General features: G+C 48.1%; 14 protein-coding genes. 9 read left to right on the top strand and 5 right to left on the bottom strand.

Going from position 1 to position 12,798, the window contains the following annotated elements:
- The first annotated feature begins 6 nt into the window (after positions 1–6).
- Genes H141_RS0103665 through H141_RS0103655 form a run of 3 tightly spaced genes read left to right on the top strand, consistent with a single transcriptional unit; the run spans position 7 to position 1,564 of the window.
- Positions 7–327 (top strand): YqcC family protein, encoded by a 321-nt coding sequence (locus tag H141_RS0103665; RefSeq protein WP_019674894.1) that lies wholly within the window; start codon positions 7–9, stop codon positions 325–327.
- Positions 324–1,136 carry a tRNA pseudouridine(65) synthase TruC gene (truC, locus tag H141_RS0103660; protein WP_019674893.1) on the top strand — a complete coding sequence of 271 codons (813 nt, stop codon included), beginning with the start codon at positions 324–326 and terminating at the stop codon, positions 1,134–1,136. The genes H141_RS0103665 and truC overlap by 4 nt, the downstream gene beginning before the upstream one ends.
- Positions 1,118–1,564: a flavodoxin gene (locus H141_RS0103655; protein WP_019674892.1), complete on the top strand. Its 447-nt coding sequence runs from the start codon at positions 1,118–1,120 to the stop codon at positions 1,562–1,564. The genes truC and H141_RS0103655 overlap by 19 nt, the downstream gene beginning before the upstream one ends.
- Here H141_RS0103655 and H141_RS0103650 read toward each other — a convergent pair.
- Complete coding sequence (locus H141_RS0103650) at positions 1,551–2,840, bottom strand: MgtC/SapB family protein (protein ID WP_019674891.1); 1,290 nt, start codon at positions 2,838–2,840, stop codon at positions 1,551–1,553. The genes H141_RS0103655 and H141_RS0103650 overlap by 14 nt on opposite strands.
- Before the next feature lie 14 nt (positions 2,841–2,854).
- Entirely contained in the window at positions 2,855–3,616 is a 762-nt protein-coding gene (gene cysZ / locus H141_RS0103645) for a sulfate transporter CysZ (RefSeq protein ID WP_019674890.1), read from the bottom strand.
- Positions 3,617–3,869: 253 nt separating this feature from the next.
- Here cysZ and H141_RS0103640 point away from each other — a divergent pair, with 253 nt between their 5' ends.
- Positions 3,870–4,064 (top strand): hypothetical protein, encoded by a 195-nt coding sequence (locus H141_RS0103640; RefSeq protein WP_019674889.1) that lies wholly within the window; start codon positions 3,870–3,872, stop codon positions 4,062–4,064.
- A gap of 83 nt (positions 4,065–4,147) precedes the next feature.
- On the opposite strand, the gene dapD is transcribed toward H141_RS0103640, so the two are convergent.
- From dapD to map, 3 genes are read right to left on the bottom strand one after another with little or no spacing between them, the layout of a single operon-like run.
- Positions 4,148–4,972: a 2,3,4,5-tetrahydropyridine-2,6-dicarboxylate N-succinyltransferase gene (gene dapD / locus H141_RS0103635; protein WP_019674888.1), complete on the bottom strand. Its 825-nt coding sequence runs from the start codon at positions 4,970–4,972 to the stop codon at positions 4,148–4,150.
- A 9-nt stretch (positions 4,973–4,981) separates the two neighbouring features.
- Positions 4,982–7,606, bottom strand: coding sequence for a bifunctional uridylyltransferase/uridylyl-removing protein GlnD (glnD, locus tag H141_RS0103630; protein WP_019674887.1), 2,625 nt, complete (start codon positions 7,604–7,606; stop codon positions 4,982–4,984).
- A 30-nt stretch (positions 7,607–7,636) separates the two neighbouring features.
- A complete protein-coding gene (map, locus tag H141_RS0103625; protein ID WP_019674886.1) occupies positions 7,637–8,425 on the bottom strand; it encodes a type I methionyl aminopeptidase in 789 nt (262 codons plus the stop codon).
- Between the two features lie 322 nt (positions 8,426–8,747).
- Here map and rpsB point away from each other — a divergent pair, with 322 nt between their 5' ends.
- From rpsB to uppS, 5 genes are all read left to right on the top strand, one after another.
- Positions 8,748–9,476: a 30S ribosomal protein S2 gene (rpsB, locus tag H141_RS0103620; protein ID WP_019674885.1), complete on the top strand. Its 729-nt coding sequence runs from the start codon at positions 8,748–8,750 to the stop codon at positions 9,474–9,476.
- Positions 9,477–9,579: 103 nt separating this feature from the next.
- Positions 9,580–10,452 (top strand): translation elongation factor Ts, encoded by an 873-nt coding sequence (gene tsf, locus H141_RS0103615; RefSeq protein WP_019674884.1) that lies wholly within the window; start codon positions 9,580–9,582, stop codon positions 10,450–10,452.
- 105 nt (positions 10,453–10,557) lie between these two features.
- Positions 10,558–11,298, top strand: a complete 741-nt coding sequence (pyrH, locus tag H141_RS0103610; RefSeq protein WP_019674883.1) for a UMP kinase — start codon at positions 10,558–10,560, stop codon at positions 11,296–11,298.
- Between the two features lie 49 nt (positions 11,299–11,347).
- On the top strand, positions 11,348–11,905 hold the full coding sequence (gene frr, locus H141_RS0103605) for a ribosome recycling factor (RefSeq protein WP_019674882.1): 558 nt from the start codon (positions 11,348–11,350) through the stop codon (positions 11,903–11,905).
- A 128-nt stretch (positions 11,906–12,033) separates the two neighbouring features.
- Complete coding sequence (gene uppS, locus H141_RS0103600) at positions 12,034–12,795, top strand: polyprenyl diphosphate synthase (protein WP_026349205.1); 762 nt, start codon at positions 12,034–12,036, stop codon at positions 12,793–12,795.
- Positions 12,796–12,798 lie beyond the last annotated feature (3 nt).

Raw genomic sequence — 12,798 nt, 5'->3', positions numbered from 1 at the left:
GTCCTTATGTCAGATGCGGTAATATCTTTACTTGTTCAGCTTGAAACCGAGTTAAAGCAGCAGCAGTTGTGGAGCTATCAGCCACCGGATACATTAGCTATGGCCAGCAAAATGCCCTTTTGCTGCGATACATTGCGCCTGGAGCAGTGGTTACAATTCGTGCTTTTGCCAAGGCTTACAGCATTGCTCCGGGCCAGACAACCATTACCCGCGAAAATCAGTGTGCTGCCCTATGCTGAAGAAGCGTTTAAAGCGCACGGGGCGCGTCTGCAGCCTTTACTGCAACTTATTAAGCGAATTGATATTACCCTGTCGGGGGAGGTATGAGTTCAGCTCAGCCTTTTGTACTGGCAGAGCCGCTGAAGATCCTTTATCAGGATCAATATCTGGTTGCTGTGGATAAGCCCAGTGGCATGCTGGTACACCGCTCGTTTCTGGATAAACATGAAACCGTTTTTGTGATGCAAACCTTGCGTGATATGCTGGGGAAGCATGTTTTTCCGGTACACCGGCTGGATCGTCCGACCTCAGGCGTATTGGTATTTGCTCTATCGAGCGATGTTGCCAGATTGCTCGGACAGCAACAGGAGCAGCAACAGTGGCGTAAATTTTATCTGGCAGTTGTAAGGGGCTTCTTGCCGGCAGGTGGCCAGTTAGACTATCCGTTAAAAGAACAGCTGGATAAAATTGCCGACAAGTTCAGCCGTACCGATAAAGAGCCGCAGCAAGCAAGCACCCGGTATCAGCCGTTACAGCAGGTGGAACTGCCGATACCTGTCAGTAAATATCCGGCTGCCCGTTATTCATTAGTGGCATTACAGCCTCTGACCGGTCGTAAGCATCAGTTGCGCCGGCACCTGGCGCATTTACGTTATCCTATTGTTGGCGATACCAGCCATGGCGATGGCAAACATAATGCCTTGTTTAAACAGCATTTTAATTGCCGGCGTTTACTGTTAGTAGCAAAACAGCTGCAGTTGCCACATCCGGTAACTGAGGAAACTTTAGTATTTTCTGCCGGTCTGAACGAACTTGAACCGTTGTTTGGCCAGTTTGGTTGGCCGGTGGATGAACGTTATTATCAGCAGCAATTCGCTGCACTCTTTCTGGAGGAAAAATGGCAAAAATCGCTCTGATTGTGGGTTCTGTATACGGTGGCGCACAATATGTTGCCGAGCAGGCGCAGTCGCTGTTAGCCGGCCTGGGGTATGAGGTGATGTTATACGAGGAGCCGGTGCTGGATGAAGTACTGGCATTCGATGCAAAGGTCTGGTTGGTTATCACGTCCACTACCGGTCAGGGGGATATTCCTGATAACTTACTGCCATTTTATCTTGAGGTTAAGAACCGTTTCCCGTTGCTTAATGGTAAACAGTTTGCAGTGATCGCGCTGGGGGATAGCAGCTACGAGACGTATTGTGGTGCCGGAGAACAGCTGCAGGAGCTATTGGCAGAAATTCAGGGCACTGAGCTGGCGCCGATGTTGCGGATTGACGCCTGCGAAACACTAGAGCCGGAAACGCTGGCGCTACCCTGGTTAGAACAGCAGTTTAAAAATAGCTGAGCAAGCCTATACTAATGCCGCCACTGGCAACAATAAGAACTGTGGCCGGGATAAGTTTTTTTGCCAATAGCTTGCTACCTAACAGCAGCACCATGCCACATTTCACCAGGGTATTGCTTAATGCTGCCACGGTTATTGCACCTGCTGCCAGAGTAAGGCCAGTATTGGCTGACCGGGCATAATCTGCAATAGACAGGGTAATGGCATCTACATCTGTTAAACCGGCAACAGCTGCCAGTAAATAAAGGGTTTCACTGGGAGTGTATAACTGAACAAATTTTACCAGCAGTAATACTGTGGCGAATAACAGGCCAAATTTAATGGCGGCAAGCAGGCTAAAAGGATTTTTAACGGTAACTTCACTTTGCTTCGGATCATCAGAGTATTTACTGCCCCGCCAGTAATAAATACCAGCCAATGCCGCGCTTGTTGCTGCCATTGCGCTAAACGGTATTAACAGCAAGGGTAGCAGTGGCTTGAACACTATGGTTATGGTCACTAACACCCTGATAAACATAACCAGCCAGGCGAGTAAAATTCCGGTCGCCTGGGTGTTTGCTGCCAGGTTGCCTGCCTCAGTTTTACTGTTTCTGGCAAAACTGAGGGTGGTTGCGGTAGAAGATGCCAGGCCACCCGTTATGCCGGTAACAACTGCACCATGCGCCGCACCCAACCAGCGCACCGCAACATAGCCCAGCAGCGACATTGCAGATATTAATACTACCAATAACCAGAGTCGGTACAGATTTAGCGCCTGCCAGGGATCAACAGGCTCATTTGGCAGCAAAGGCAGCACGATAAAGCTGGCTATTAACAACTTCATAATGGCGTATAAGTCATCATTGCCAATTTTATCAACCAGACCATGCAGTGGCTGTTTAAACGTCAGAATAGCTGACGTTAAAATACCCAGCATTACCGCCAGCTCAGTATAGCCATACATTACCGCGCCACCCAGCAGGCAGACAGTAATGGCAGTTATTTCACTGGTTAAACCCCGGAAGCCGGTGAGACGGCGGTTTTCCATAATAAATGCCACGCTTGCCACCACGCCAACAAGAAGCACTATAATAATAAACAGCCAAGGCGACTGCAGATGTATTGAAAGCCAGGCGGAAATGGCGCCGGCCTGAGCGACCAGAATAAAAGTACGTAAGCCACCAAAACTGCCTTGTTGATCATTGCGCCGGCTTTTTTCGCGCTCCATGCCTACCAGCGCTCCGAGCAGCAAAGCAATCAGAAATTTTTGGACCAGTTCAAAATCAAATGCATTCATGTAGGTAGTTGCTCTTAACAGTATTTGTCGAGTTTACGATACTGAGCCTGCCCCGGCAGTTGCTGCTGCGGGTCGTTTTCCAGGGCCAGTTTATCAACCCACATAGCAGTTGCCCCGCAAACAGCAATTGGCATAACGAATAAGTTAAACAGCGGGATCATGCAGGCGATATTTACCATAATGCCAAAACTATAGCTACTGACAGGCTGACGGCGCAGTTGACTACGCATACTGTCAAAGTCAATTCTGTGGTTATCAAAGGGATAGTCAAGATATTGAATAGCCAGCAGCCAGCTGGTAAACAGAAACCAAAGTACCGGGCCTATAACAGGTAGAAACAAAAACAGCACAAATAAGATAATGGCCCGTGGCAGCGCATAACGTAATTTTTGCCATTCCCGGCCCAGCATGCGGGGCATGTCTCTGATAAAAGCTGAAACAGCCACTTCGGCTGCCGGTTTGCCGGTTAGATGGGCTTCTACTTTTTCACTGAGTAAACCGTTAAAAGGTGCGGCGATAAAATTCGCCGCCATGGTAAAAGTGTAGGCCAGACCAATAACTAATGACATCACACCAAGGGGAATAAGCAGGTATTCCAGCCAGTGTAACCAGGCCGGCAGGTACTGTTGTACCGCAACTATCATTGCTTTGACTTGCTGTAGCAGCAGATAAAAAGCGACAGAGAACAGCAGTAAATTAATAAGCAGCGGGATCAGCACAAAACGCTTTAATCCTTTGGTTGCCATTAATGTTACTCCCCGAAAGAAATAATGCATTTGTCCTCCAGCTGCTGCTAACTATTATTACTGCTGGCAGTATAAAGGGTTGCCAGCGGATGGGCGCTGAATGATCCATTTATTTAGTAACAGAATATAACGGCTGACACAGACTATTGTTGTTGCCAAAGACTGTCGCCAAAACTGCTACCAAAGACCATAGGCCTAACCGTTGTTGTTTTATGCTAGAATGCGCGCTGTTTTTTGTCGCGTTGCGGCACAATTGGCTGAGTAATAAACTAAGGGTGAAAAAATGGCAATGTTTGGCTCTGCGCTAATATTTGGTTTAACCACACTGTTTTTACTGACAGGGTTAACTTGTTTGATTTCGGCGCTACTGGTGCCGACTGATGCCGGGACAGAAAAATGTTTTGAAAAACGGCTTGAATACAGCATATTTGCTGTCGCCGGATTGGTCGGCTTTGCGATACTTATGATCTTTGGTTAAGCGTATTTGGCTAAATGTAATAGTTAATACGCTTAGAACACAAAAGGCAGCTCGGGCTGCCTTTATGTTTTAATGTGCTGACGCTATTCCACGCTACGTAGCAGGGCATTAATACCCACTTTGGCGCGGGTTTGGGCGTCCACTTTCTTAACGATGATAGCGGCATACAGGTTATGGCTGCCATCTTTAGACGGTAAGGTGCCCGGCACCACCACGGCACCTGCAGGTACCCGGCCATAGCTTATTTCGCCGGTTTCCCGGTCATAAATCCTGGTGCTCTGGCTGATATACACACCCATCGACAGCACCGCGCCTTCTTCGACAATTACGCCTTCAACTACTTCAGAGCGGGCACCGATAAAGCAGTTATCTTCAATAATAGTCGGGTTGGCTTGTAATGGCTCCAGTACGCCACCAATGCCAACGCCGCCTGATAGGTGAACGTTTTTACCAATCTGGGCACAGCTGCCGACAGTGGCCCAGGTATCCACCATAGTGCCCTCGCCAACATAGGCACCAATATTTACGTAGCTGGGCATCAGTACCACGTTTTTACCGATGAAACTGCCCTGGCGGGCCGCTGCTGGCGGTACCACCCGCACGCCATCAGCGCGGAATTGTGCATCAGTGTAATTGGCATACTTCATTGGTACTTTATCAAAAAAACGGTTTTCAGCGCCGTCCATCACGACATTATCGTTGATCCGGAAAGACAGCAACACGGCTTTTTTTAACCATTGATGCACCACCCATTCGCCGGCAATTTTTTCAGCAACCCGCGCCTGGCCGCTGTCAAGCAGCGCTATTACCTGCTGCACCGCTTGTTTAACGTCTGGTGCAACAGTGCTTGGGGTAATATCGGCACGAAGCTCGAATGCATTTTCGATAATGCTTTTTAATTCAGACATGGTAATAAGTTAGCCTTCTGTTTCCTGTGAAAGTTGTGAAATCAGGACCCGTCTAAGCTGACTTTGCTCGTCACTGCTTAACGCCTGGTCCTGCGCATTAGATAACATAAAAAAGTCTTCTGCCCGCTCGCCAATGGTAGTAATTTTGGCAGCATGAATATTAACGCCACAGCGTTGAAATACCTCACCGATATCAGCCAAGAGCCCCGGGGTATCGAGCGCCGCAATTTCTACCATGGTGCGCTGTTTGGTATTGCCCGGTAAAAACACCACTTTGGGTGGCACATTAAACTGGCGCATCTGCCGCGATAGCCGCGGTTTTTGCCGTGATAAATCCGGCTTGCCGGCAATATACAGCTCCAGCGCCCGCTTAATACTGCTGATGCGCGAAGGAGAGCTGACCGGTTCGCCATTTTGTTCCAGAATGACAAAGGTATCCATGGCATAGCCATCTTTGTTAGTCATGATCTGGGCGTCGAAAATGTTAACCTTTTTACTGTCCAGCGCAGCTACCAGGCGGGCGAATAAACCGGCCTGATCCGGGGTGTAGACAAACACCTGCGTACCACCCCGGATTGGTGTTTTGCTAATTAGCACCAGTGGTTCAAGTTGCTCTTTGTGGCGCAGTATATGCTCGCTATGCCAGACAATCTGTTTTGGGCTGTAGCGGGCAAAATAGTCGGCTTTAATCCTGCTCCATAACTGCAGTACTTCATTTTCAGTAAACGAGTGTTTTAGCAACATTGGCATGGCTTCGCTCTGGTTTTCGCGGATCAAATCGCGTAAATCCATCGGCTTTTCCAGACCACGGCGGAAGGCTTTTTGGGTAGCAAGAAATAATTCGCGCAGCAATGATCCTTTCCAGTCATTCCACAAGTTATCGTTAGTAGCGCGAATATCGGCCAGCGTCAGGCAATACAGGTAATTCAGTCTCGTTTCGTCCCGCACTTTCTCAGCAAATTCAGTAACGACTGCAGGGTCATGAATATCACGGCGCTGGGCGGTTACTGACATCAGCAGGTGGCTTTCCACCAGCCAGGCTACCAGTTTACTGTCGAACTCACTTAGCTTGTGTAGTTTGGCAAATTCCCGCACATCCATGGCGCCAAGCTCGGAGTGATCGCCGCCGCGGCCTTTGGCAATATCATGAAAAATGCCAGCCAGATACAACAGCTCAGGCTTTTCCATCCGCTTAACAATGTCGGTGCACAGCGGAAATTCACTTTCATGCTCAGGCTGGGTGTATTTGTACAGGTTTTTCAGCAAGCGGTGGGTGTGCTCGTCTACCGTATAAGCATGAAATAAATCAAACTGCATCTGGCCGACAATATTGCGCCATTGCGGCAGATAGGCCGCCAGTACGCCGTAACGGTGCATCAGGGTAATGGCTTTGTCCATGCCGCGTGGGTGGCGTAGCAACGCCAGAAATAGCTGGCGGCAGGCTTCGTAGTCTTGTAAGTCGCCCATTAAGCGGCGCCGTACCTGGCGTAATAAACGCAGGGTAGTGGAGTGAATACCGGTAATATTGGAATTATTGGCAATGTGCCAAAATAGCCGCAACAGGTTGTCACGCCGGGCAAAAATGGCGTTGTCGCGTGCTTTAATTAAATGGCCGTTTAATTCGAAGTAGTCATCCAGTTGTTGTACTTTAACCTTAGTACCCTGGTTTAAAATGCTGCCTTCAAAATGTTGCAGCAGCATTTCGTTAAGTTCACTGACCCGCTGTACGGTGCGGAAAAACCGCTTCATCATCCGCTCTACTGAAGCTTTACCATCAGCACCAAAGCCTAAACGCTGCGCGGCGGCAGGCTGATAATCAAATAGAATCCGGTTTTCATTGCGCCCCGCTTCAATATGCAAGGCAAAGCGCATTTGCCACAGGTAAGCTTCACACTCCATCAACTCCTGATATTCATCTTCGGTCAGGTACTGGTATGCCACTAACTCACGCATGGTGCGGGTGTTAAAGTGCTTCTTTGCTACCCAACCGATGGTTTGAATATCGCGCAAGCCGCCGGGATTCGCTTTCAGGTTAGGTTCTAAATTATAAGCTGTACCATGATACTGGGCATGACGCTGTTGCTGCTCATGTCGTTTGGCCTGAAAAAAGGCCTGACTGCTCCAGAAGTTGTCACCGCTGATTTCTTGTTGCAGTTGTTCAAACAAAGGCTTATTGCCGGTTAGCAGCCGCATCTCCAATAAATTAGTGGCGATAGTGATGTCATCTTTACCCAGTTTAATGGTTTCTTTTAAGGTGCGGACGCTATGGCCGACTTCTAACCGTAAATCCCATAAACAGGTAATAAAATCGGCGATAGCTTGTTGCTGTTCAGTCGTTAAACGTCGATCGGATAAAATCAGCAAGTCTATATCGGAGTAGGGGTGTAGTTCACCGCGGCCATAGCCACCTACCGCAATTAAACTAAGGTTGGGCTCTTTGCTCAGTTCAAAATGTTGCCAGAGCTGGCTTAACACTGAGTCAATAAAACGGGCGCGGGCTTTAACCAGGCCATTAATGGGCTGATGCTCAAAACTGCGCACCAGCCAGTCATGAAATTCGCTGAAATGTTTTTTATAGTTTTCCAGCGAAAAACTGGCTGGCAGTGACCGGTTAAATTGCAATGTTTGCGTCATGCGGCTCCCTGCTGAGCGGTTATTATGCGGCTACCCGGCTATCAAGTGTCGTTCCAGTGTTTCATCACTGCGTAACGTCAGAATTTCACAACCGTCGTCGGTTACCAGCAAGGTGTGTTCAAACTGAGCAGACAAACTGCGGTCTTTGGTTACCACTGTCCAGCCATCTTTCAACATTTTGCTGTGACGGCCACCGGCATTAATCATTGGTTCTATGGTTAAGCACATACCGGTTTTTAATACTTCGCCGGTACCTGGCTTACCATAATGCAGCACTTGCGGATCTTCATGGAACACCGCGCCAATACCGTGGCCACAATATTCGCGTACTACTGAGTAACTGTGTTTCTCAGCATGTTGCTGAATTGCATGGCCAATATCGCCCAGCCGTACGCCGTTTTTAACCAGCTTTAACGCCAGGTACAGACATTCCTGAGTTACCCTGATCAGCCGCTCAGCCATGATACTGGGCTTACCCACTACAAACATCTTAGAGGTGTCGCCGTGGTAACCATCTTTGATCACGGTAATATCGATATTAACAATATCGCCTTCTTTCAATGCTTTGTCGTTCGGAATGCCATGGCAGATCACCTGATTTACCGAAGTGCAGATAGACTTGGGAAAACCATGATAATTCAGCGGCGCCGGAACGGCCTGTTGCTCGTTGACAATGTAGTCGTGGCATAGGGTATTAAGCTCATCAGTGGTCACACCGGCTTTAACATGCGGACCTATCATTTCCAGCACTTCTGCGGCCAGGCGGCCAGCAATGCGCATTTTTTCAATTTCGGCGGCGGTTTTAATATTTGCTGTCATCGACACTCTCTTTGTTACTGCAGTTACGGACATTATGACTGCTGGAAAAATACACATTTCGTTGTGTTTGGCAGCTTACTATGGTATAAAGCGCGCCGCAAATTAGCAAATTGCATTGTACTTTTCTTTTCCGGGCGCCGAAGCTTATTTTTGATAACTTCTGGTTCTTAGTTATAAAAAGCCGATGCGCCGGTTTGCGATAACCAAACTTAAATTTTAAATAACACACATGCATCGACACATAGTCCGGGGTGCCAACGCGAAAGCAATGGTCGGGATATGGGATGCATGGAGGCCTAACCCCTAAACAGGAAAAATAATCATGGCAAAAGTTTCTATGCGCGACATGCTCCAGGCGGGCGTGCACTTCGGTCACCAAACCCGTTACTGGAACCCAAAGATGAAGCCGTTCATTTTTGGTGCCCGTAATAAAGTTCATATCATTAACCTTGAGCAAACCGTACCAATGATGAATGACGCTTTAGCGTTTATTCAACAGGTATCTGCCAAGAAAGGTAAAATTTTATTCGTTGGTACCAAGCGTGCCGCGTCTGAAGCCATCAAAGAAGCGGCAGCGAAAGTTGACCAATTCTATGTTAACCACCGCTGGTTAGGTGGCATGCTGACTAACTGGAAAACGGTTCGTCAGTCAATCAAGCGTTTAAAAGACCTGGAATCGCAAAGCCAGGATGGTACTTTCGACAAGCTGACCAAAAAAGAAGCTTTAGACCGTACCCGTGAAATGGACAAGCTGGAAAAAAGCTTGGGCGGTATCAAGGACATGGGCGGTTTACCAGACGTACTGTTCGTGATCGACGCTGACCATGAACACATCGCGATCAAAGAAGCCAACAACCTGGGTATCCCGGTAGTATCAGTTGTTGATACTAACTCTGATCCTAAAGGTGTTGACTATGTGATCCCAGGTAACGACGACGCTATCCGCGCCATCCAGTTATATCTGGCAGCGGTAGGTCAGGCTATCCAGGAAGGTCGTGACAAAAACATCGAAGTTCAGGCGGAAGCTGAAAGCTTCGTTGAAGCAGAATAATTTTTCTGTCATTTAAGCCTGTCAGGCTTAATGCAGAAGACCTTTGCAACAGGGGCAACTTTGCCCCTGTTTGTCCAACCGGAATTAATACGAGGAAGCTCCCATGGCTGTAACTGCGGCTTTAGTAAAAGAACTTCGCGAGCGCACTGGCGCTGGCATGATGGATTGTAAAAAAGCATTAGAAGAGACTGGCGGCGATATCGAAGCGGCCATCGATGCGATGCGTAAAAGTGGTTTAGCGAAAGCTGCCAAAAAAGCCGGCCGTATTGCTGCTGAAGGTGTAATTATTACCCGCGTTGCCAACGGTTATGGTTTAGCAATTGAATTTAACTGTGAAACCGATTTCGTTGCCCGCGATGCAAACTTCCTGGCCTTTGCTAACAGCGTTGCTGACTTAGCTCATGCCAACAAACTTTTCACTGCTGAAGCTATTTTAGCTGCTGATTTAAACGGTACTTCAGTTGAAGATACCCGCGCTACTCTGGTTGCTAAAATTGGTGAAAATATCAATGTACGCCGCGCAGCAGTAGTTGAAGGTGACGTTATTGGTCAGTATGTGCACTCTGGCCGCATTGGTGTATTGGCTGTGCTGGAAGGCGGTAACGAAGACGTGGCAAAAGATGTTGCCATGCACGTTGCAGCTAACAACCCAAGCTATGTAAACCCGGAAGACGTATCTGCTGAAGTGGTAGAACGTGAGCGTCAGATCCAGATCGATATCGCGATTAACAGCGGCAAGCCGAAAGAAATCGCTGAGAAAATGGTAGCCGGCCGGATGAGCAAGTTCACTGGTGAAGTAAGCTTGACTGGTCAGCCTTTTGTGAAAGACCCGTCAATGAGCACTGGTGAATTCTTGAAGCAAAACAGCGCCAAAGCAATCTCTTTTATCCGCTTAGAAGTGGGTGAAGGTATTGAAAAGAAAGAAGAAGATTTTGCTGCTGAAGTAGCTGCACAGATCGCCGCGGCGAAAAAGTAATTTGCGCTTTAGCAAATTGCGAAAACCCGCTAGAATAACCGCGACCTAAGGTCGCGGTTTTTTTATGTCTTTTATCCAGCACGTTTTTCAGCACTAGGGGCACCCATGAGTATCAATCCAAAACCAACCTACCGACGCATCCTGTTAAAATTAAGCGGTGAGGCCCTGATGGGCGATGAAGGCTTTGGTATCGATCCGAAAGTACTGGACCGGATGGCCCAGGAAATCAAAGAGCTGGTTGAATTAGGGGTGCAGGTTGGTATCGTGATTGGTGGTGGCAATATTTTCCGGGGCGAAGGCCTGGCAAAGGCCGGGATGAACCGGGTAGTCGGGGATCATATGGGCATGCTGGCTACGGTAATGAATGGCCTGGCAATGCGTGATGCGCTGCACCGGGCTTATGTTAACGCCAGGATGATGAGCGCTATTCCGTTAAATGGCGTCTGTGACAATTACAGCTGGGCAGAAGCAATCAGCTATCTGAAATCAGGCCGGGTGGTGATTTTTTCAGCCGGTACCGGCAACCCGTTTTTTACCACCGACTCTGCTGCGTGTCTGCGTGGTATTGAAATTGAAGCTGATGCCGTATTAAAAGCCACCAAAGTAGAAGGTGTTTATTCAGCAGATCCGGTAAAAGATCCGGCTGCCACGCTTTACAGCCAGTTAACCTACAACGAAGTGCTGGATAAAGAATTAAAAGTGATGGATTTAGCCGCCTTTACCCTGGCCCGGGATCATAATTTGCAAATCCGGGTATTTAATATGAATAAGCCAGGGGCTTTAAAACGGGTGATCATGGGCGAGCAGGAAGGCACCGTTATCGACCATGCAGAAAATTTACAGTAAACTAGCAGCTATTCTGGCTGTGGCGACATGATATATAAGGATAACGATCGTGATAAACGACATTATTAAAGATAGTAAAGTAAGAATGGAAAAAAGCGTTGAAGCGCTGAAATCGCAATTGAATAAAGTGCGCACCGGTCGCGCTCATCCCAGCTTACTGGATGGCATTCAGGTTTCTTATTACGGTGCCGACACACCACTGCGGCAGGTTGCTAATGTCTCGATAGAAGATTCCCGCACCTTAAGTATCAGTGTATTTGACAAGAGTTTGGTGCAGGCTGTTGAGAAAGCGATTATGGCATCGGATTTGGGTTTGAACCCGATGTCTGCCGGTACCAGTATCCGGGTACCATTGCCATCACTGACTGAAGAGCGGCGTCGCGATTTGGTTAAAGTGGTTCGGGCAGAAGCGGAAGGTGGCCGGGTTGCAGTGCGTAACATTCGTCGTGATGCCAATGCTGAATTAAAAGCCTTGTTAAAAGATAAGAATATCAGCGAAGATGATGAACGCCGCGCGGCTGATGAAGTACAGAAAGTTACCGATACTTTTGTTAAGAAAATCGACGAAGTGCTGGCTGATAAAGAAAAAGAATTGATGGAGGTTTAAGCTAGTTAACCACTATCAGGTAGTAGCGCCGTATCGGCTAAGCTGTGCGGCGCTTTTTATTATGGCTTGAGAATGACATCCAGCCATAAAGCAGTGTTAAAGCAATACTAAAGGACAGGTCTTATTCTATGACTTTAGAGTCGCAGATCGGGCAGCAGACGTTACCACGCCATGTCGCCATAATAATGGATGGCAATGGGCGTTGGGCACAACGTCAAGGGAAGCCAAGAGTGTGGGGACATAAAAAGGGTGCGGAGGCTGTGCGCCGGGCAGTCAGTTTTTGCCGGCAATTAGGTATTCCATCGCTAACATTGTTCGCGTTTAGCAGCGAAAACTGGCGTCGTCCGCAAACTGAAGTTGATACCCTGATGCAGCTGTTTATGCTGGTGCTAAAAAAAGAAGTTAAAAGCCTGCACAAGCATAACGTTAAGTTGCAAATAGTTGGCGATTTGTCTGCTTTTGATCAAAAACTGAGGGCCAGTATTAAAACTGCCGAAGAATTGACAGCTGACAACACCGCTATGACATTAAATATTGCAGCAAATTATGGTGGACGCTGGGATATGCTGAACGCCGCACGTCAACTGGCTGTTAAAGTGCAGGCGAATGAGCTGTTACCTGAAGCCATTACTGAGCAGATGCTGGCCGGACATATGCAATTGCATGACCAGCCGGAACTGGACTTACTTATCCGGACTGGCGGCGATTTGCGGATTAGCAACTTTCTATTGTGGCAGGCTGCTTATGCAGAGCTGTGGTTTACCGAAACCCTGTGGCCTGACTTTGATAAAAGCGTGTTTGCTGATGCCATCGCCGCTTTTGTGAACCGGGAGCGGCGCTTCGGTTGTACCGGCGAGCAAATTCAGGCGCTGCTGCAAAATAAAGGATAACGA

The sequence above is a fragment of the Arsukibacterium perlucidum DSM 18276 genome (genome assembly GCF_000382165.1).
Taxonomy (GTDB): domain Bacteria; phylum Pseudomonadota; class Gammaproteobacteria; order Enterobacterales; family Alteromonadaceae; genus Alishewanella; species Alishewanella perlucidum.
Note: the sequence above shows the minus strand (reverse complement) of the source record. Positions and strands in the feature narration are given on the sequence as shown.